Genomic DNA, 20,539 nt, shown 5'->3' on the forward strand with positions numbered 1-20,539 from the left:
GTGGTCTTCCTAGAACTGGTAGTCGACGACCAGCGGTGCGTGGTCGGAAAAGCGCGAGGCGTAGGTCGGCGCCCGGTCAACGACGGGGTTGTGCGCGAGGGCGGCGAGCTCCGGGGTGGCCATGTGGTAGTCGATGCGCCAGCCGGTGTCGTTGTCGAAGGCCTGCCCCCGCCAGGACCACCAGGTGTAGGGACCGTCGACGTCACCGGCCAGGCGGCGGGCGACATCGTGGTAACCGATCTCCTCGCCGAAGAACCGGTCGAAGTAGGCCCGTTCCTGGGGCAGGAAGCCGGACCGCTTCACGTTGCCCTTCCAGTTCTTGATATCCCGCTCGGTGTGGCCGACATTCAGGTCGCCGGTCACCAGTACGTGGTCGGCAAGCGTCTTGAGGGCGGGCAGCCGCGTGGTCATGACGTCCAGGAAGCGGTACTTGTCCTCCTGCTTCGGGGTGTCGACCTCGCCGGAATGCACGTAGGCGCTAACGACCGTGAGGTTTTTCCCGGCCAGGTCGAAGTCGGCTTCGACCCAGCGGCCGGAGGTGGCGAAGTAGTCCTCGCCGATGTGCCCGCGCGTGGCCGTGGGGGCGACGCGGGAGGCGACGGCGACCCCGGCCCGGCCCTTGGCCTCGGCCTCGGCGTGCAGGATGTGCCAGTCGTCGCCGAGCAGCTCGCGGACGATGGCGTCGGGGGCGCGTACTTCCTGCAGGGTCAGGATGTCGACGTCGCGCTCGGCCAGCCAATCGGCCATGCCGCGCTTGTAGGCGGCCCGGATGCCGTTGAGGTTGACGGAGGCGACGCGCACTGCGCCGGCGTTCTTGCTGTGGTTCGTTTCCGCTGCTGTGCTCACCCGATCCAGCTTACCCAAGATCGGTCAGTCGATGACCTCGCCCGAGAGCGGGGCGCTTCCATCCGAGGGCTTCATCATGTCGCGGGCGTTGTGGGCGGTGATCTCGATGGTCTCCAGGGCGCGGTCCACCATGCCGCGGGCCTCGTCGCCCGGGGTGTCGAGGTGTTCCTTGATGACCCCGGCCTGGACCTGGACGATCTTGAACGAGTGGTCCAGTTTCAAGTCGCGCGTGCGGGTCCCCTCGTCGACGACGACGGTCTCGGAAGCCCCGGGCTGCTGTGCGCGGGCCGCCATCGAGGCCGACGCGTTTTTCAGGTGGCTGCTGACCTTGCGGGCGCCGCGGCGCAGCCCGAACACCAGGAAGGCGGCCAATAGCAGCCAGGCGAAGGAGATGACGGCCACGATCCAGCCGATCACGTCGTTCTGGTTCGCGGCGAAGACCACCGCCACCAGGAATACGGTGACCATCACGGCCAGCGAGAGCGTGCTGGCCTTGAGGGTGATCTTTTTATCCGAGGCGGGGCGGGCCATGCCGATGGGTTCCATGTCCTCCAGTATCCCAAACTGCGCGGTCTTCCCGGTACGCGTTTACCGTGGGCGAACAGCAGGACAGCGCAAGACGACGCCGCCAAGGGCCGTCGGCGGCCGTCGGTGGCCACGCACGGTCACGGCGCCGATCGGAGGAACCGGTCCTCTGCGGCGTAGTCGAGGAATGTGCGGAAGTACCGTCCTGCTGGAAACGGGTGCGCGGCTGGGAGGCTGCCGGGTCGTGCCGGTCCGCGGCGTTGAACCGTATCCCGAAGCGGGCCAGTTCCGCGGGCAGATGGGCCAGCGTGCGGCCGATGGCCTCCACGGACCAGCCGGCGCGCGCCAAACGGGCGGCGATTGCCCACCTGAGCACGCCGGTGCCGCCGAGGATGACCGCCCGGCGCCGCATCCCGGCCGGGAGGGCGCCGCCGGACGGCCCGGCGGGCTCACCAGGTGACGAGGCAGAAGGGGTGTCCCTGGGGGTCCAGGTAGACCCGGTAGTTCTGGCCGCCGGTGTTGATTGAGGTGGCCCCGAGCTTGAGCACCGCCTCCTCGGCGACATCCAGGTCGTCGACCCGGATGTCCAGGTGTTCCTGCTGCGGGTGGGTCTGGCCAGGCCATTCGGGCCGCTGGTAGCCCTCCACCCGCTGGAATGCGATCGCCGGGCGGTCGGGGGCGTCCCCGATGGTGATCCATCCGTCGTCGTCATGCTGCACCCGCACCATGCCGAGGACCTGTTCGTAGAAATCGGCCATGATTTCCGTGTCTTCGCAGTCGATGACGACCGCATGCCAACTGCCGATCACGGCTCCTCCTTGGGTTCTGCTGTGGAACAGACTACCTGTCGCGGCCCCTGCTGCCCCATCTCACCTCAGGAACAGAGCCCGCAGCCGGCGGGTGGTGAGGACCATTCCCACCGCGACCATGACCACGTAGTAGAGCACGTGGACGACGGTCATGTAGCCGAAGGCGCCCACCGAGAGCTGGCGCAGCAGCTCGACTCCGTGCCAGAGCGGCAGGGCCTGGATCACCCACTGGATCGGCTCCGGGTAGACGGTGAGTGGGTAGAACGTGGCCGAGAACAGGAACATCGGCAACATGATGAACGTCACCCAGTCCAGCTGCTGGAAGGTGCGGATGTAGGAGGTGATGCCCATGCCGATCGAGGCGAATCCGAAGGCGATGAGGACCGAGGCCGGGACCATCAGCAGCGCCCACCAGGTGGTGACCAATCCCATGGCCGCCATGACGATGGTGAAGCCGGTGGCGTAGAGGAACCCTCGCAGCAGGGCCAGGAAGATCTCCCCCAGCGCCACATCCAGCGGCCCCAACGAGGTGTAGAGCATGTTCTGGTAGAGCTTGGCGTAGTTCATCTTGAAGAAGACGTTCATGGTGGAGTCGTACAGGGCCCCGTTCATGGCCGAGACGGTCAGCAATGCCGGGGCGATGTACGCGGCATAGCTGATCTCCGTTCCGCCGGGGCCCTGGACGGTGCCGATGAGGGCGCCCAGGCCGATGCCCATCGAGAGCAGGTAGAGCACCGGCTCGACGAACCCCGAGATCATGATGGCCGCGTTCGACGTCTTGGTCGCCACCAGGCCGCGGACGATCACTGCGCGCACGTTGCGCGAGTAGAGGGAGGCCAGGGGCCGCCGGTCGGCTGTCAGTTCGAGGTCCGCATCCTTCACCAGGCTCATCTCAACCCTCCAGCCGTCGTGCGTAGACGCGCCGGGCGAGCAGCAGTCCCCCGCCGGCCAGGACCAGCAGGTAGAGCACGTGCACGACGGAGAGCCAGCCGGGTTCGGCATAGCCGTATGAGAGGACACGACCCAGCTCGGTGGCGTGCCAGACCGGGGAGATCCAGCCGATCCACTGCAGGAACCAGGGCAGCGTCGACAGCGGGAACAGCGTCCCGGAGAACAGGAACAACGGCATGACGATGAACCGCTGGACCAGGGCGAATTGGCCCTTTTCCACCGTGACCGTCGCCGAGTACGCCATCAGCGGCAGCCCGAAGGCGACCCCGGCCAGGGAGGCGGTGAGGATCGTGGCCCAGGCCCACCCGCTGGTGGCCGCACCGAAGAACAGCACGATCACCAGGTAGACCGCGCTCTGCGCCACGATGCGCAGCGTCACGGCCAGCGCATGCCCCTGGCAGATCTGCTCGGGCGTCACCGGCGTGGCCAACGGCCCGTAGTAGGTCTTCCACCATTTGAAGCCGGACATCACCGCGTAGGTGAACTCGCCGGCGGCGGTCATCATCGCGGCCGAGGCCAGCAGCGCGGGGGCGATGAACTGCAGGTAGCTCGCCCCGTCGAAGGCTCCGCCGGCGTTGTTCGAGTCGACCAGCGAGGCCAGCCCGATGCCCATCGCGAACAGGTACACCAGCGGGTTTCCCACCGAGTAGGCGATGACGATGTCCAGATAGCCCTTCATGCCGCGCAGGTGCTGCTCGGCCAGGTACCAGGTCCCGAAGCGGCGCGCCTTGGCGGCGCTGGCCAGCGGCGGGTGCGCCGCCAAGTTCGAGTTCAGGTAGGCCGGGCCCTGCCCCGGCGCCGGGGACGACGCCGATGCCTCCCCGGGCTCCCGGGCGGAAGGCTGGACGGGCCCGGCGGATCCAGGGTCGTGGCTTCCCACGTCGTGGCTACTCAATGAGGCTCCGCCCGGTCAGCCGGAGGAACACGTCCTCCAGCGAGGATCGGCGCACCAGTGAGGTCAACGGGGACAGGCCGCGGTTGCCGACGGCTTCCAGGGCTGCCTCGCCGTCGTGGGCGTAGACCAGCAGCCGGTCGGGCAGGACCTCGATCCGTTCCCCGATCCCCTCGACCGCGTCGGCGGCGCCGGCGTTGCGGTCGGCACCGAAGCGCAGTTCGAGCACTTCCCGCGTGGAGTACTGGCGGATCAGCTCCGCCGGTGACCCCTCGGCCATGATCCGGCCCTTGTCCACCACGATGAGCCGATCGCAGAGTTGTTCTGCCTCGTCCATGTAGTGGGTCGTGAGCACCAAGGTGACGCCGCGTTCCTTGAGCCGGAACAGCCGGTCCCAGAGGATGTGGCGTGCCTGCGGGTCCAGGCCGGTCGTCGGTTCGTCCAGGAGCAGCACGCGGGGGTCGTTGATCAGCGAGCGGGCGATGGTCAGCCGGCGTTTCATGCCCCCGGAGAGGTCCTCCACCCGGGCGTCGGCCTTGTCGGTGAGCTGGGCGAAGTCCAGCAGCTCGTCGGCCTTGGGGCGCAGGTAGGACAGTGGGAGCCCGAAGTAGCGGCCGTAGACGATCAGGTTGTCCCTGACCTTGAGCTCCTGGTCGAGGTTGTCCTCCTGCGGGACCACTCCGAGGTGGGCCCGGACTTCCGGGCCCTGCTCCTCGGGGTCCAGGCCCATGATGCGCAGCGTGCCGCCGCTGCGTTGGGAGACCCCGCCGATCATGCGCATGGTGGTGGATTTGCCGGCGCCGTTCGGTCCGAGCAGGCCGAAGGATTCCCCCGCGGGGACCTCGAAGGAGATGGCGTCGACTGCCGTGAAGTCGCCGTACCGCTTGGTGAGCTGGTCGGCGGCGATCACTGTCGGACGGGATGTGGTCTGTCGCACAACCGCACTCTACTGCCTAGCAGTGGTTGGCACAAATCAATCACCGCTTCTAGTGCGGGCGGTACTCCGTGACCATCGGGCAGTCGAACGGGTCCCGTGCCGAGAGCCCCACGGTGTTCAGGTACCGGACCACCTGGCCGTAGGAGGCGCCGACCGAGGCGACGGTGTACGGCACCTTGAGTTCCTGGCAGTATTGCCGGACCATGACGCTGACCTCGCGCAGATGCGGCCGCGGCATGCTCGGGAACAGGTGGTGCTCGACCTGGTAGTTCAGCCCGCCGAAGACGCCGGTGAGCATGCGGGTCCCGAAGGACGTCTTGCCCACGATGTTCCGGCTGGTCAGGACCTGGCGGCTGAAGAAGTCGATGGTCGAGGTCTTGGGAATCAGCGGCATGCCCTTGTGGTTGGGGGCGAACGAGGCACCCATGTAGATGCCGAAGACGGCCAGCTGCACACCGACGAACGCGCTGGCGATCCCCCAGGGCAGGAAGATGTAGATCGCGGCGAGGTAGATGGCCAGACGCAGCCCGATCGTCGTCAATTCGCGTTTGCGTGCCTTGACCTTGTTGCCGGAGAAGAGGTACTTGATCGACTGCATGTGGAGGTTGAGGCCCTCCATCGTGAGCAGCGGGAAGAAGAGGTACCCCTGGCGGCGGGTCAACCAGGCCATGAGCCCCGTGCGCGCTGCGGCGTCCTCGGGCTGGAAGGAGATCGTGTCCTGCTCGATGTCCGGGTCCTTGCCGACGGTGTTCGGCTTCGCATGGTGCCGGGTGTGCTTGTTCATCCACCACTGGTAGCTGATGCCGACGACGGCGTTGGCCAGAATCCGGCCGGCGCGGTCGTTTGCTGGACCGGATTCCATGACCTGGCGGTGGGAGGCCTCATGGGCCAGGAACGCGAACTGGGTCAGGATGATGCCCAGGGCGCCGGCGACGAACAGCTGGAACCAGCTGTCGCCGAGCAGCGTGAACCCCGTGACGGCTGCGGCCAGGAAGAGGGTCAACAGCATCACGACGCCGAGGTAGTATCCCCGCCGGCGCCGCATCAGGCCCGCGTCGACGACACGGTTCTTCAGCAGGCTGAAATTCCGGGCGCCGGCGTTGCGGCGCGGCGGTGCTTTCGTCGTCGGGGATGTGGAGGTGGCGGAAAAGGCTTGAGTGCTCATGGGCAACTCCCTACTGAGCGAAGTTCTCGGCGGTGACGCCGCAGGACCCAAAGACAATGGCTCCTTGACTACCCACACTACGCACCATTGCTGTGCATCCCCTGTCAATGACCGGATACGACGGCGGCGGGACACCCCGGCTGGTGCCGGAATACCCCGCCGCATCGGATGCGCCAGGCAGGTCAGCCCTGGTCGCGGTGCTTGGGATCCTCACCGTGCCGGCTCTGCGGGTCGCCACCCGGATCCACGTCGCGTTTCTGGTCACCGTGTGCGGTCCCGTCGGTGCGCTGGGCTGCGGCGTCACCGTAGGCATCAGGGCTATCCATCGCCAGCGGGTCCCCGGCGGCCGGCGGGGCTTCCGTGCGCCCGGTGTCTGCCTGGCCAGCGCGGTCGCCATAGGCATCCGAGTGGTTTCCGGCCACCGGTTCCCCGGCGGCTTCGGCCCGCGGCCCGCCGTCATCGTTTCGGCCACCCGGGGCGGGCCCGCCGCCGGCTGGTCCGCCATCGACCCGGCCGTCGCTCCGGCGTTCAGGGCGCTCGTTGCCGCGCCCGGTGTCGGGGTCCAGCTTCTCGGCCCGGCGCAACCCGTCCGCGGATTCCTGGTGGCGTTCGGCAGCCGAGGCACCCAGCTTGTCTGATTCCATGCGCTTGCGCTCCGCGGCGACCTGCGCGTCCTGGGCCTGCGTCTGCAGCCGCTGGGCCTCGACGTCGCGTTCGCGGGATTTCAGCTCCGCGGCGTCGGCGTCGGCCTTTGCGCGCTGGGCGGCATTCTCACGTTCCCGGGCCTCGAGGTGGCCTTCCTGGGCCTCCGTCCGGATCCGTCCGGCTTCCTCGCGGTTGCGGTCCTTTCTCTTGCCTCCCGCGACCCGGGCGATGATGCCGATGATGATCAGCACCACCACGATGGCGACGATGATCCAGATGATCTGTGCGGTGTCCATGTGATCTAACCCCCTTGATGGGTGGATGGTTCAGGACTTACACCGCCTGTCTACCATCTCGGCCCCGTTCGGGACAGGCTCCCGGTCATCCGAGGCCCGTCCCCCGCAGCACCGCCCACGGCGGTAGCCGGGCACCGCCGTCGTACTCCCTGCAGTGTAGGGGCACCGGGAGGTCGGGAGGGCCCGGCCGGGACGGCAGCGCGGCCCGGGAACCACGTGGTTCCCGGGCCCCGCTGGTCCTCGCCGGGTGGCGGGTCGTTAGCCGGCCTGGCGCTCGGCGGACTCCACGACATTGGCCAGCAGCATGGCGCGGGTCATCGGGCCCACGCCGCCGGGGTTCGGCGAGATCCACGAGGCAACGTCGTAGGCGGCCGGGTCCACGTCACCGGTGACCTTGGCCTTGCCGGATCCGTCGTCGACGCGGCTGACGCCGACGTCCAGGACGATCGCGCCGGGCTTCAGGTCGGCGGCCTTGATCATGTGCGGGGACCCGGCGGCGGCGATGACGACGTCGGCGCGGCCCAGGTGGTCCGCCAGGTCGGTGGTGCCGGTGTGGGCCAGGGTGACCGTCGCGTTGATGGACTTGCGGGTCAGCAGCAGCCCGATGGGGCGGCCGATGGTGACGCCGCGGCCGACGACCAGGACGTCCTTGCCCTTGAGGTCGATGTCGTGGCGGGCCAGCAGCTCCACGCAGCCCTTGGGGGTGCACGGCAGCGGGGACTCCATCGGACGGTTGACGTTGGCCACGAGCCGGCCCAGGTTCATCGGGTGCAGGCCGTCGGCATCCTTGGCCGGGTCCATGGCCTCCAGCACGGTGTCCTGGTCAATGTGCGCCGGCAGCGGCAGCTGGACGATGTAGCCGGTGCACTCCGGGTTCTCGTTGAGCTCGCGGACCTTGGCCAGCAGCTCGTCCTGCGTGGTGTCCTCGGGAAGGTCGATGCGGATGGAGGTGATGCCGACCTCGGCGCAGTCCTTGTGCTTGCCGCCGACGTACCACTTCGAGCCCGGGTCGTCACCGACCAGGATGGTGCCTAGGCCCGGGGTGATGCCGCGTTCGGCCAGGGCGGCGACGCGTTCGGTCAGTTCTGCCTTGATGGCGGCCGCAGTGGCCTTGCCGTCGAGTACTTGGGCACGTTCTGCCATGGTTACCACTGCTCCAATTCGGCGTAGAGGGGGAAGTCGGCGGCCAGCTGCTGCACGCGGGCGCCCAGGGCGGCCGTGTCGGCGCCCGCCCCGTCGCGCAATGCGGTGGCGATGATGTCGGCGACCTCGGTGAATTCGGCGGCGCCGAATCCGCGGGTGGCCAGCGCCGGAGTGCCGATGCGCAGCCCGGAGGTCACCATCGGCGGGCGGGGGTCGAAGGGGACGGCATTGCGGTTGACCGTGATCCCGATGGAGTGCAGCAGGTCCTCGGCCTGCTTGCCGTCCAGCTCGGAGTCGCGCAGGTCCACCAGGACCAGGTGGACGTCGGTGCCGCCGGTGAGCACGGAGACCCCGCGCGCGGCAACATCCTCGGCGCTGAGCCGTTCGGCCAGCAGGCGCGCGCCCTCCAGGGTGCGTTCCTGGCGTTCGCGGAACTCCTCAGACGCGGCGATCTTGAAGGCCACGGCCTTGCCGGCGATGGCGTGCATCAGCGGCCCGCCCTGCTGGCCGGGGAAGACGTTGGAGTTGATCTTCTTGGCCAGCTCCGGGTCGTTGGTCAGGATCAGGCCCGAGCGCGGTCCGGCGAGCGTCTTGTGCACCGTGGAGGTGACGACGTCGGCGTAGGGCACGGGGTTAGGGTGCAGCCCGGCGGCGACGAGGCCTGCGAAGTGGGCCATGTCGACCCAGAGCAGCGCCCCGACCTCGTCGGCGATGGAGCGGAACGCGGCGAAGTCGAGCTGGCGCGGGTAGGCGGACCAGCCGGCGATGATGACCCGGGGGTTTTCGGCGATGGCCTGGGCGCGCAGCTTGTCCATGTCGATGGTGAAGGTGTCGGGTTCGACCTCGTAAGCGGCGACCTCGTAGAGCTTGCCGGAGAAGTTCAGCTTCATGCCGTGGGTGAGGTGGCCGCCGTGGGCCAGCGAGAGGCCCAGGATCTTCTCTCCGGGCTTGATCATCGCGGCCAGGGCGGCGGCGTTGGCCGAGGCCCCGGAGTGCGGCTGGACGTTGGCGTAGGCGGCGCCGAAGAGGGACTTGACCCGGTCGCGGGCCAGGTTCTCGGCGACGTCGACGTGCTCGCAGCCGCCGTAGTAGCGCCGGCCCGGGTAGCCCTCGGCGTACTTGTTGGTCAGCACCGAGCCCTGGGCCTGCAGGACGGCGCGCGGGGCGAAGTTCTCCGAGGCGATCATTTCCAGCGTGTCGCGCTGGCGGCCGAGTTCGGCGGTGAGGACCGCGGCGATCTCCGGGTCCACCTCCGAGAGCGGCTGGTTGGTGACGGTGTTCTCTCTGCTCACGAAATCTTCTCCTGCTGCGGGGATAGTTGTCGGTCTGGGACACGACGACGGCGCATGCCGCATCGCTGGCCCCCGGGTCCAGGCGCGCGATCCGTTGGTGGGTCCTGCTGCCGCTCCCCTGTGGTCCTCCACTTAAACGCCAGTCGCGGCCTTCCCATGCTAACCGAGCCGGGCCGGGGCGCATCGAAGGTTTACGCGCTCGGTGCGGCCCGTCCGGGAGCGGGTTCCGGCGGTTGCCGGGCCGTGGTGGTTGCCGTGCCCTGGTGGTTGCCGGCCGTGACATCGGCGCCCGGGAATACGCGCGCCCTCCCGCCCGTTCCCCCATTAGTTGAGGCTTCAAGCAGGAGGATGGATGCAGGTCATCGTCGTCGGGGCCGGACAAGCCGGGCTCAGCGCCGCCTATCACCTGGCGCGCCGGGGGCTGCGCCCGGGGACGGACTTCGTGGTGCTCGACGCCAATGACGGCCCCGGCGGGGCGTGGCGCCACCGCTGGGATTCACTGACCTTCGATGCCGCCCATGCCCTGCACGACCTGCCGGGCCTGCCCCTGGGCACACCCGATCCGCGCGAGCCGGCCTCCGCCGTCGTCTCGCGGTACTACGGGCAGTACGAGCACCACTTCGGCCTGGCCGTCGTGCGTCCGGTCCGGGTCGCGTCCATCACGCGCACCCCCGCTCAGGCCGGTGGCCCCGCAGACGGCCTGGTCGTCCGGGCCACCGACGGGCGCACCTGGAGAGCGGAGGCGGTCGTGAACGCCACCGGCACCTGGGACCGGCCCTACTGGCCGGCGTACCCCGGACGCGCGGACTTCGGCGGCCGCCAGCTGCACACCCACGACTTCACCGACGCCGCGGACTTCGCCGGCGAGCGCGTGCTGGTCGTCGGCGGCGGGACCTCGGCGGTGCAGTTCCTGCTGCAGCTCGACGCCGCCGGGGCCTCCACGGTGTGGTCGACCCGCAGGGCACCGGACTGGACCTCCACCGCCTTCGACGCGGAGTGGGGCCGCGGGGTCGAGGAGCGGGTCAACGCCCGCACCCGGGCCGGGCTGCCGCCGCGCAGCGTGGTCTCCGAGACCGGGCTGCCGCTGACCGGCCAGTACCGCGCAGGGATCGAGGCCGGGGTGCTGGCCTCCCGCGGCCCGCTGCAGCGGCTGGTGCCCGGCGGGGCGGTCTTCGCCGATGGCACGACGGCGGAGCTGGACACCGTGCTCTGGGCCACCGGCTTCCGGGCCGCCCTGGACCACCTGTCCCCGCTGCGGCTGCGCGAGGCCGGCGGCGGGATCCGCATGGCAGCAGATGCGGTCACCGTGGTGCGCGAACCCCGGTTGTTCCTGGTCGGCTACGGGGCCTCGGCCTCCACGCTGGGCGCCACCCGCGCGGGACGGGCCGCGGCACTGGTCGCGCTGCGCTCGGTGCGGACAGCGGCACCGCCGGCACCACAGGTCCCTGAGGCGCTGGCGATAGGCTAGGGTCCGTGACCAGCCACCAGTACATCGTGACCCTCTCCTGCCCCGACCGGCCCGGCATCGTGCACGCCGTCTCGGGTGCGCTGCTGGAGACCGGGTGCAATATCACCGAGTCCCAGCAATTCGAGAGCCCCGAGTCGGACCGGTTCTTCATGCGCGTGGCCGTCTCCACCGCGGCCGGGATCGACGCGGTCCGCGCGCCCCTGGACGCGGTGGCGGCCCGCTTCTCCATGACCCTGGCCGTCCACCCCGAGGCGCAGCCGCTGCGCACGCTCATCATGTGCTCCACGGCCGGGCATGCGCTGAACGACCTGCTGTTCCAGCAGCGCGCCGGCTCGCTGCCCATCGAGGTCCCGCTGATCGTCTCCAACCACCCGGACCTGGCACCGATGGCGGAGTTCTACGGCGTGGACTTCCTGCACCTGCCGGTCACGGCCGCAACCAAGCCCGACGCCGAGGCGAAGCTGCTCGGGCTGGTGCGCGAACACGACATCGAGCTGGTGGTCCTCGCCCGCTACATGCAGATCCTCTCCGATGGGCTGTGCCGCGAGCTGGCGGGCCGGGCGATCAACATCCACCACTCGTTCCTGCCCTCCTTCAAGGGGGCCAGGCCCTACCACCAGGCCCATGCCCGAGGCGTGAAGATGATCGGGGCCACCGCGCACTACGTGACCGCCGACCTGGACGAGGGCCCGATCATCGAACAGCAGGTCATCCGGGTCGACCACGCCAAGACGGCGGGCCAATTCGTGTCCATGGGCCGTGACGTCGAGGGCCGCACGCTGGCCCAGGCGGTGCAGTGGGCGGCCCAGCGGCGCATCCTGCTCGACGGGCGACGCACCGTCGTCTTCAACTGAAGCGGCCCGCGCCGGTCTTTGTAGACTCGGGTCCATGACCTACATCATCACGATCGATTCGAAGACCCCGAAGGTCGCCGCGTCGGCCTTCACCGCCCCCACCGCCACGCTGTCCGGCGACGTGGAGCTCGGCGAGCGCGCCAGCGCCTTCTACGGCGTCTCGGTCCGCGGGGATTCCGCCCCCATCTGCATCGGCGACGAGACCAACCTGCAGGACAACGTCGTCGTGCATGCCGACGCCGGGTTCCCGGCCACCGTGGGCGCGGGCGTCTCCGTGGGCCACTCGGCCGTCATCCATGGCTGCACCATCGGCGACGGCTGCCTGGTGGGCATGAGCGCCACCGTGATGAACGGCGCCGAGATCGGTGCGCAGTCGCTGGTCGCCGCCGGGGCGCTGGTGCTCGAGGGCACCGTCGTGCCGCCGCGCTCGCTGGTCGCCGGCGTCCCGGCGAAGGTCCGGCGCGAACTCACCGACGCGGAGGTCGCCGGGCTGCGCACCAACACCGAGCACTACCTGGTCCTGTCCGACAAGCACCGGCTGGCCAACGCCGGCTGATCCCGGTCCGTTCCTTGCCGGGCCCGGGGGGCCATGCCAAGCTGGGGGGCATGAGCCTGCGCTTCCCTACCCCGCCGTGTGCGGCACCCGATGCCGTATCCCCGCTGGCCGCCACGGGACGGCCCGTGCGGTGGGGCGTGGTCTCCACCGGGCGCATCGCGGCCACGGTGACCGGCGACCTGGCCCTGCTCGAGGACTCGGTGCTGCAGGCCGTCAGCTCCCGGCAGGCCGACCGGGCCGCCGCCTTCGCCGCCGAACACGGCTTCGCCTCCTCGTACGGGGACGACGGCGGCCGGACCGGGCACGAGCTGATGTTCGGCGACCCGGCGGTCGAGGCCGTCTACATCGCCACCCCGCACGGGCAGCACTTCGAGGTCGCCCGGGCCGCGCTGGCCGCCGGCAAGCACGTGGTGTGCGAGAAGTCGTTGACGATCAACGCCGCCGAGGCCCTCGAACTGGTCGGACTCGCCCGCGAGCACGGCGTGTTCCTCATGGAGGCGGTCTGGACCCGGTTCCTTCCGGCAGTGCACCGGGCGCTGGAGGTCGTGGACTCCGGCGAGCTCGGCGAGATCGCCTGGATCCGGGCCGACCTCGGCTTCCCCGCCCCCTACGACCCGGCCTGGCGGCTCTGGGATCCCGCGGCCGGCGGCGGCGCCCTGCTGGACCTGGCCGTCTACCCGCTGACCTGGGCGCTGGGGGTCCTCGGTTTCCCCCGCTCGGTCCAGGCCGTGGGGGTCCTGAACGACGACGGGGTCGACACCCAGGAGTCCCTCACCCTGGGCTATGCCTCGGGTGCCCAGGCACAGCTGATGTGCTCACTGACCGGCGCCGGTCCGCGCGAGGCGGTCATCGCCGGCAGCAAGGGCTGGCTGCGGACCGGTGCCCCGTTGAACAACCCGTCGTTCTTCGAGGTCCACCCGGCCGAAGGCCCCGCACGCACCGAGCGATTCGAACCGGTGGGCCGGAACTACGTCTACGAATTGCGCGAGGCCACCCGCTGCATCCAGCAGGGCCTGTTCGAATCCCCGACCATGAGCTGGGCCGACTCCGTGGACACCATGCGCCTGCTCGACGGCGCACGCAACCAGCTCGGGGTCAGCTACCTCAACGACCGGATCCGCTGACCCTCCTGCGCATCCCGCGCCGCCCCCGGCAAACCCGCACGCCCCACCCGTATACACCGCCGCGGCGCGCCAGTACCCTCGGGTCATGGGAGCAGAAGTCAGCAAAAAAACCTTCACGCGGGCGCAACGCACCACCTACCGGGAGCGCCTGAACCAGAACCTCGAGGCCTTCGAGGCGTTCCTGGCCGAGGGCCATTTCGCCTCGTCCGGGACCATCGGGCTGGAACTGGAACTGAACCTGGCCAACGGCGACTTCACCCCGGCGATGCGCAACGCCGCGGTGCTCGAGTCGATCGCCGACGAGGCCTTCCAGACGGAGATCGGCGCCTTCAACATCGAGCTGAACCACCCGGCCCTGCAGGTGGCCGGGCGCGGCCTGCGCGAACTGGAGGAGAGCCTGCGCGACCAGCTCAACAGGGCCGACGCGCGGGCCGACGAGGCCGGGGTGGACCTGCTGATGACCGGCATCCTGCCCACCCTGCGGCGCGAGCAACTCCAGGACGAGCAATGGATGAGCGCAGGCAAGCGCTATGCGGCACTGAACACCTCCGTGCTGCAAGCCCGGGGCGAGGACGTGCTGATCGACATCTCCGGGCGCGAACACCTGCGCTTCTATGCCCCCACCATCGCCCCGGAGGCGGCCTGCACCTCGGTCCAGCTGCACGTCCAGCTCAGCCCGGACGAATTCGCCCCGGCGTGGAACGCCGCCCAGATCATCGCCGGGCCCCAACTCGCCCTGGCCGCCAACTCCCCCGTGTTCCTGGAGAAGGTCCTCTGGCACGAGACCCGCATCGAGTTGTTCCAGCAGTCCATCGACACCCGCGCCCCGGAGATGCGGGCACAAGGCGTGCGGCCGCGGGTGTGGTTCGGCGAACGCTGGATCACCTCGATCTTCGACCTGTTCGAGGAGAACGTCCGGTACTTCCCGGCGCTGCTGCCCGAGCTGGCCAAGCGCGGACCGGAGAAGACCCGGGCCGGGGCTCCCCAACTGCACGAGCTGCGCCTGCACAACGGGACCGTCTACCGCTGGAACCGCCCCATCTACGACCCGGGGCGGGAGCTGCCGCACCTGCGGCTGGAGAACCGGCTGCTGCCCGGCGGACCGAGCGTGCTGGACACGGTGGCCAACGCCGCGTTCTTCTTCGGCCTGGTCCGCCGGCTGCGCACCGCCCAACGCCCCCTCTGGTCCCGGATGGCGTTCGGAACGGCGGCGGAGAACTTCATGGCCTGCGCGCGCAACGGCCTGCACGCGACGGTGTACTGGCCAGGCGTCGGCGAGATCCCGGTCTCCGAACTCATCGTGCGCCATCTGTTGCCGCTGGCCGCCGAGGGCCTGGCGGACGTGGGCGTTGACGATGCGGTCGCCGCGCGTTATCTCGACGTGCTGCGCGAGCGGGCGGGGACCGAACAGAACGGTGCGCTGTGGCAGATCGCGGCGCTGGACCGGCTCGAATCCCACGGCCTCGACCGACGCCATGCGCTGCAGGAGATGACCCGGCTCTACTGGGAGCACATGCACCGGTCAGGGCCGGTCCACGAGTGGCCCCTGCCGTGACCGCCCCGGCGTCGGCCCGGCGCCCACGGCCTTCACCTTGAGGTAACTTCAAAAGCCCAAATCCGAGATCTCGGGATTTATGCGTTCACTTCTTGACGCCAAGTCAAATGTGTTGCAGACTACTTTTCGTGCTTGAAACGAGAGATGCGTCACGGACGACGCGCAAGAGCCCCGGCTCCCAGTCGGCACTGCGCCACCTGAACCAGCAGCGCATCATCGACTGCCTGCTGGCCGGCCCGTCCACCCAAGCCGAACTGGCCCGCCAGACGGGCCTGTCGACGGCCACCGTGTCGAACATCGTCAAGTTCATGCAGACCGCCGGCCTGGTCACCACCGAGCCCACGACCAGCTCCGGACGACGGGCCCTGAACGTTAAGCTGATCAGCGACGGGGCCATCGCCATCGGCATCGACTTCGGCCGCCGCCACCTGCGCGTGGTCTTCGCCTCGCTGAACTACCAGATCGTGGCCGAGAAGACCGTGATCCTGCCCCTGGGCCACCGCTCCGAGGACGGCATCGCCGCCGCCGCCGACCTCATCACCGAATTGCTGGCCAACACCGGCCTGGGCCCCAGTGCCCTCATCGGGGCCGGCGTCGGCATCCCCGGCCCGATCGACCGCCGGTCCGGGACCGTCGCCCAGGGGGCGATCCTTCCCGAATGGGTCGGCCTCAACATCCAGGAGCGCCTCGAGGAAGCCCTGGACCTGCCCGTGGTGGTGGACAACGACGCGAACCTCGGCGCCCTGGCCGAGGTGACGTGGGGTCCGCACAACGGCCTGGAGAACCTGGTCTTCATCAAGATCGGCTCCGGCATCGGCGCCGGGCTGATCATCAACGGCTCCCCCTACTACGGCAACGTCGGCATCACCGGCGAAATCGGCCACGCGACCGTCCAGGAGCACGGGGCCGCCTGCCGCTGCGGCAACCGAGGCTGCCTGGAAACCGTCGCCTCCACCACGGTCATGATCAACCTGCTCTCCCGCTCGGCCTCGCCGCCCGAGACCGCGGAGGACGTGGTCGAGCAGGCACGCGCCGGCGCCACGGCAGCCGTAAGGGTGGTCGACGACGCCGGCATGGCCGTCGGCCAGGCGCTGGGCAACATCGCCAACCTGCTCAACCCGGAGGTCATCGTCGTCGGCGGCCCCCTGGCCGGGCTGGGCGACCTGCTCCTGGACCCCATCCGCCGCGGCCTGCTGCGCCACGCCGTCCCCGTCGTCGGCGAAAGCACGACGCTGGTCATGTCGTCCCTGGGCAACCGGGCCGAGGCCCTCGGAGCCGCCGCCCTGGCCTTCCAGCATGTGGGCATCCGCGCCCCCTGATGGGCGCCGGCCCGCCGATCGGCTGGCCACCCCGTTCCCGAACACCCGCCACCACCACCGGAAGGCCCCAGGGCACCATGCACACACCCACCACCGGGCACCAGCAGCCCAACATCCTGGAGATGCGATCCATCACCAAGGAGTTCCCCGGCGTCAAGGCCCTGGCCGACGTCAACCTCGAGGTGCGCGCCGGCGAGATCCACGCCATCTGCGGGGAGAACGGCGCCGGGAAGTCCACCCTGATGAAGGTCCTCTCGGGCGTCTACCCACACGGCACCTACACGGGCGACATCTACTTCCAGGGAGCCGCCCAGTCCTTCCGCGGCATCAACGCCAGCGAGCAGGCCGGCATCGTGATCATCCACCAGGAACTGGCGTTGATCCCCGAGCTGAGCATCATGGAGAACATCTTCCTGGGCAACGAACCCACCCGGTTCGGCATCATCGACTGGGCCGCCGCCCGGGTCAGCGCCATGGAGCTGCTCGCCCGCGTCGGCCTCTCCGACTCCCCGGACACTCCGATCAAGGAGATCGGCGTCGGCAAACAGCAGCTGGTCGAGATCGCCAAGGCCCTGAACAAGTCGGTGAAGCTGCTCATCCTCGACGAACCCACCGCGGCACTGAACGAATCCGACTCCCAGCACCTGCTGGATTTGATCCGCGGACTCAAGGGCAAGGGCATCACCTCGATCATGATCTCCCACAAGCTCAACGAGATCGAGCAGATCGCCGATTCCATCACCATCCTGCGCGACGGCCAGTCCATCGAGACCCTGGACGTCGCCAGGGACGGCGTCAACGAGGACCGCATCATCAAGGGCATGGTGGGACGCACCCTGGAGTCGCGCTTCCCGCACCACACGCCCCAGATCGGCGAAACGTTCTTCGAGGTCAAGCACTGGAACGTCGCCCACCCGCAGATCCCGGACCGGCTGGTCTGCAAGGACTCCAGCTTCTTCGTCCGACGCGGCGAGATCGTCGGGTTCGCCGGGCTCATGGGCGCCGGCCGGACCGAGCTCGCCCGCTCGGTCTTCGGCCGCTCCTACGGGAAGTTCCTCTCCGGGACCATCACCCTGGAGGGCAAGGACGTCGTCCTGCGCAATGTCGCCCAGGCCATCGATGCCGGATTGGGCTACGTCACCGAGGACCGCAAGACGCTCGGGCTGAACCTGCTCGACGACATCAAGGCCACGACCGTCGCGGCAAACCTCAAGGAGATCAGCCCGCGCTCCGTCGTGGACCGGAACCGTGAATTCGAGGTTGCCGAACACTACCGGCAGACGCTGCGCACCAAGACCCCGTCGGTCCAGGAGGGCGTCAACAAGCTCTCGGGCGGCAACCAGCAGAAGGTGGTGCTGGCCAAGTGGATGTTCACCCAGCCGGACCTGCTGATCCTGGACGAGCCCACGCGCGGCATCGACGTCGGCGCGAAGTTCGAGATCTACGGCATCATCCAGGAACTGGCCAACCAGGGCAAGGGTGTCATCGTCATCTCCTCGGAACTGCCCGAACTGCTCGGGCTCTCGGACCGGATCTACACCATCTTCGAGGGCGCCATCACCGGTGTCGTCGACCGCGCCGAGGCCAGCCCGGAGCATCTGATGCGCCTGATGACCTCCAACCGGATCCCCGCCTGACACCCGGCCGGCGCCCCCTGTCCCCCGCACCCGCACCGCGAACCAAGGAACAAACAATGAACGCGATCAAGCAGCTCTTTGGCGGCAACACCCGCCAATTCGGCATGATCTTCGCCCTGGTGGCACTGGTGGTCTTCTTCCAGATCATGACCGAAGGCGTGACCCTGACCTCCGGCAACCTCATGAACCTGCTCAACGGCAACGCCTACGTCCTCATCCTGGCCATTGGGATGGTGCTGGTCATCATCGCCGGCCACATCGACCTCTCCGTGGGATCCATCGCGGCATTCGTGGGCATCACGGTTGCCCTGGCGATCCGCGAATGGGACCTTCCCTGGTGGGCCGGCGTCGTGGTCGGCCTGGCCCTGGGCGCGGTCATCGGCGCCTGGCAGGGTTTCTGGGTGGCCTACGTCGGGATCCCGGCCTTCATCGTGACCCTGGCCGGCATGATGCTCTTCCGCGGGCTGAACCAGTTCGTCGGCAAGTCCAACACCATCCCGGTCCCGGAGGACTTCCAGTACATCGGCGCCGGGTACCTGCCCGAGGTCGGCCCGGTCACCGGCTACAACAACCTCACGCTGCTGCTGGGCCTGGCAACCGTGGCCCTGGTGGTCTACCTGGGCGTGCGCGGCCGGGCCAAGGCCGCCCGCCTCGGCGCCGTGGTGCCCCCGGTGTGGGTGCAGGTCACCAAGCTGGCCCTGGTCAGTGCCGCCATCCTCTACGCCACCTACCTCTTCGCCACCGGCCGTCCCGGAACCTCCCTGCCGATCCCCGGAATCATCCTCATCGGACTGGTGCTCATCTACGGGTTCATCTCCTCGCGCACGGTGATCGGCCGCCACATCTACGCCGTCGGCGGCAACCGCCACGCCGCCGAGCTCTCGGGCGTGCGCTCGAAGAAGGTGAACTTCCTGGTCATGATGAACATGGCCATCCTGGCCGGCCTGGCCGGAATGATCTTCGTCGGCCGCTCCACCGCCTCGGGCCCCTCGGATGGCGTCATGTGGGAGCTCGACGCCATCGCTGCCGTGTTCATCGGCGGGGCGGCGGTCACCGGCGGCGTCGGCACCGTCGTCGGATCCATCATCGGCGGCCTGGTCATGGCCGTGCTGAACAACGGCCTGCAACTGCTCGGCGTGGGCGCCGACGCCACCCAGATCATCAAGGGCCTGGTGCTGTTGGCCGCCGTCGCCTTCGACGTCTACAACAAGTCCCAGGGCAAGCCGTCCATCACCGGGATGCTCTCCCGCGGGCTGCTCACCAAGAACAAACCCCAGGCGGACGCCGTTGAAGCCGCCCAGGAAAAGATCCCCACCGGGGCCTGAAATCCTCCCGCTCCACCCACTCACACCAGAAAAGGGAAACCAATGAAATTCATGGGCATGGCAACCAAGTTCGCGGCGGTCACCGCGATCGCCGCACTGGCGCTGACCGGTTGCGGCCGGCAGGACGCCGGGGCCGAGGCCGGTGCGGAATCCTCCGCAGCCGGATTCGACGAGGGGGCGACCATCGGCGTCGCACTGCCGCAGAAGACCAGCGAGAACTGGGTCCTGGCGGAAAACCTGTTCAACAAGGACCTGAAGGAGGCCGGCTTCAACCCGGACGTCCAGTTCGCCAACGGCGGCGTCGCCGAACAGCAGAACCAGATCAACGCCATGATCACCAAGGGCGCCAAGGTCATCGTCGTCGGCGCCATCGACGGCAAGCAGCTGGGCAACCAGCTCAAGGCCGCCAAGGAGGCCGGCGCCACGGTCATCGCCTACGACCGGCTGCTGCTGAACACCAACGACGTCGACTACTACGTGGCCTACGACAACTTCAAGGTCGGCCAGCTCCAGGGCCAGGCCCTGCTGGACGGGCTGAAGGAGAAGAAGGGCGAGGCCCCGTACAACATCGAGCTCTTCGCCGGTGCCCCGACCGACGCCAACGCCAAGGTGTTCTTCGACGGCGCCATGGACGTGCTCCAGCCGAAGATCGACGACGGCACGCTCAAGGTCGCCTCCGGCCAGGTGAAGTTCGACCAGGCCGTCACCCAGGACTGGAAGGCCGAGAACGCGCAGAAGCGCATGGACACCCTGCTGACCGGCACCTACACCGGTTCCAAGAAGATCGACGGCGTGCTCTCCCCGAACGACACCCTGGCCCGCGCCGTGCTGACCTCGGTCGAAGCCTCGGGCAAGGACATCCCGGTCGTCACCGGCCAGGACTCCGAGGTCGAGTCGGTGAAGTCGATCATGAAGGGCGTGCAGTACTCCACCATCAACAAGGACACCCGCGCCCTGGTCGACCACGCGGTGACCATGGTCAAGGACCTGCAGCAGGGCAAGGAGCTCGAGGTCAACGACACCGAGTCCTACGACAACGGCGTCAAGGTTGTCCCGGCCTACCTGCTCGAGCCGCAGATCGTGACCAAGGCCAACGTCAAGGAAGCCTACGTCAACGATCCGGTGCTCGGCCCGATCACCAGCAAGTAGCACCGGAAGCACCCACCCAGGAGGGCGTGCGACGGCGGGACATCCCGCCGT

19 protein-coding genes are annotated in these 20,539 nt (G+C 68.9%); 9 read left to right on the forward strand and 10 right to left on the reverse strand.

The features are described from left to right. Nucleotides 1-9: 9 nt before the first annotated feature. The 10 genes from AB8M85_RS07145 to glyA form a co-directional block, all read right to left on the reverse strand. Nucleotides 10-855, reverse strand: a complete 846-nt coding sequence (locus AB8M85_RS07145; RefSeq protein ID WP_372698546.1) for an exodeoxyribonuclease III — start codon at nt 853-855, stop codon at nt 10-12. A gap of 15 nt (nt 856-870) precedes the next feature. Beyond that, nucleotides 871-1,392 (reverse strand): hypothetical protein, encoded by a 522-nt coding sequence (locus AB8M85_RS07150; RefSeq protein WP_372698083.1) that lies wholly within the window; start codon nt 1,390-1,392, stop codon nt 871-873. A gap of 428 nt (nt 1,393-1,820) precedes the next feature. Beyond that, on the reverse strand, nt 1,821-2,180 hold the full coding sequence (locus tag AB8M85_RS07155) for a VOC family protein (RefSeq protein WP_372698084.1): 360 nt from the start codon (nt 2,178-2,180) through the stop codon (nt 1,821-1,823). A gap of 60 nt (nt 2,181-2,240) precedes the next feature. Continuing rightward, nucleotides 2,241-3,071, reverse strand: coding sequence for an ABC transporter permease (locus tag AB8M85_RS07160; RefSeq protein WP_372698085.1), 831 nt, complete (start codon nt 3,069-3,071; stop codon nt 2,241-2,243). 1 nt (nt 3,072) lies between these two features. After that, nucleotides 3,073-3,906 carry an ABC transporter permease gene (locus tag AB8M85_RS07165; protein WP_372698547.1) on the reverse strand — a complete coding sequence of 278 codons (834 nt, stop codon included), beginning with the start codon at nt 3,904-3,906 and terminating at the stop codon, nt 3,073-3,075. Between the two features lie 112 nt (nt 3,907-4,018). Then, a complete protein-coding gene (locus tag AB8M85_RS07170) occupies nt 4,019-4,960 on the reverse strand; it encodes an ABC transporter ATP-binding protein (RefSeq protein ID WP_372698086.1) in 942 nt (313 codons plus the stop codon). A gap of 49 nt (nt 4,961-5,009) precedes the next feature. Then, nucleotides 5,010-6,125, reverse strand: a complete 1,116-nt coding sequence (locus tag AB8M85_RS07175; protein ID WP_372698087.1) for a fatty acid desaturase — start codon at nt 6,123-6,125, stop codon at nt 5,010-5,012. Between the two features lie 182 nt (nt 6,126-6,307). Continuing rightward, nucleotides 6,308-7,066 carry a hypothetical protein gene (locus AB8M85_RS07180; protein WP_372698088.1) on the reverse strand — a complete coding sequence of 253 codons (759 nt, stop codon included), beginning with the start codon at nt 7,064-7,066 and terminating at the stop codon, nt 6,308-6,310. 258 nt (nt 7,067-7,324) lie between these two features. Further along, nucleotides 7,325-8,209, reverse strand: a complete 885-nt coding sequence (locus tag AB8M85_RS07185; RefSeq protein WP_372698089.1) for a bifunctional methylenetetrahydrofolate dehydrogenase/methenyltetrahydrofolate cyclohydrolase — start codon at nt 8,207-8,209, stop codon at nt 7,325-7,327. 2 nt (nt 8,210-8,211) lie between these two features. Then, nucleotides 8,212-9,501: a serine hydroxymethyltransferase gene (gene glyA / locus AB8M85_RS07190; RefSeq protein ID WP_372698090.1), complete on the reverse strand. Its 1,290-nt coding sequence runs from the start codon at nt 9,499-9,501 to the stop codon at nt 8,212-8,214. A gap of 352 nt (nt 9,502-9,853) precedes the next feature. Between glyA and AB8M85_RS07195 the strand changes: the two genes are divergently transcribed. The 9 genes from AB8M85_RS07195 to AB8M85_RS07235 all read left to right on the forward strand — a co-directional run bounded on the left by AB8M85_RS07195 (nt 9,854) and on the right by AB8M85_RS07235 (nt 20,488). Further along, nucleotides 9,854-10,969, forward strand: coding sequence for an FAD-dependent oxidoreductase (locus AB8M85_RS07195; RefSeq protein ID WP_372698091.1), 1,116 nt, complete (start codon nt 9,854-9,856; stop codon nt 10,967-10,969). A gap of 5 nt (nt 10,970-10,974) precedes the next feature. Continuing rightward, nucleotides 10,975-11,823 carry a formyltetrahydrofolate deformylase gene (gene purU, locus AB8M85_RS07200; RefSeq protein WP_372698092.1) on the forward strand — a complete coding sequence of 283 codons (849 nt, stop codon included), beginning with the start codon at nt 10,975-10,977 and terminating at the stop codon, nt 11,821-11,823. Nucleotides 11,824-11,857: 34 nt separating this feature from the next. Next, the gene (locus AB8M85_RS07205; protein WP_372698093.1) at nt 11,858-12,379 is read left to right on the forward strand and encodes a gamma carbonic anhydrase family protein; all 522 of its coding nucleotides are present in this window, start codon (nt 11,858-11,860) and stop codon (nt 12,377-12,379) included. Between the two features lie 50 nt (nt 12,380-12,429). After that, nucleotides 12,430-13,503 carry a Gfo/Idh/MocA family protein gene (locus AB8M85_RS07210; protein WP_372698094.1) on the forward strand — a complete coding sequence of 358 codons (1,074 nt, stop codon included), beginning with the start codon at nt 12,430-12,432 and terminating at the stop codon, nt 13,501-13,503. A gap of 85 nt (nt 13,504-13,588) precedes the next feature. After that, nucleotides 13,589-15,058 carry a glutamate--cysteine ligase gene (locus AB8M85_RS07215; RefSeq protein WP_372698095.1) on the forward strand — a complete coding sequence of 490 codons (1,470 nt, stop codon included), beginning with the start codon at nt 13,589-13,591 and terminating at the stop codon, nt 15,056-15,058. 107 nt (nt 15,059-15,165) lie between these two features. Continuing rightward, nucleotides 15,166-16,377, forward strand: a complete 1,212-nt coding sequence (locus AB8M85_RS07220; RefSeq protein ID WP_372698096.1) for an ROK family transcriptional regulator — start codon at nt 15,166-15,168, stop codon at nt 16,375-16,377. A gap of 77 nt (nt 16,378-16,454) precedes the next feature. Next, entirely contained in the window at nt 16,455-18,014 is a 1,560-nt protein-coding gene (gene mmsA / locus AB8M85_RS07225; RefSeq protein ID WP_372698097.1) for a multiple monosaccharide ABC transporter ATP-binding protein, read from the forward strand. A gap of 56 nt (nt 18,015-18,070) precedes the next feature. Then, a complete protein-coding gene (gene mmsB, locus AB8M85_RS07230; RefSeq protein WP_372698098.1) occupies nt 18,071-19,339 on the forward strand; it encodes a multiple monosaccharide ABC transporter permease in 1,269 nt (422 codons plus the stop codon). Nucleotides 19,340-19,390: 51 nt separating this feature from the next. Further along, entirely contained in the window at nt 19,391-20,488 is a 1,098-nt protein-coding gene (locus AB8M85_RS07235) for a substrate-binding domain-containing protein (protein WP_372698548.1), read from the forward strand. Nucleotides 20,489-20,539 lie beyond the last annotated feature (51 nt).

Source organism: Arthrobacter sp. JSM 101049 (assembly GCF_041679245.1).
In the GTDB taxonomy this organism is placed as follows: Bacteria; Actinomycetota; Actinomycetes; order Actinomycetales; family Micrococcaceae; genus Arthrobacter_H.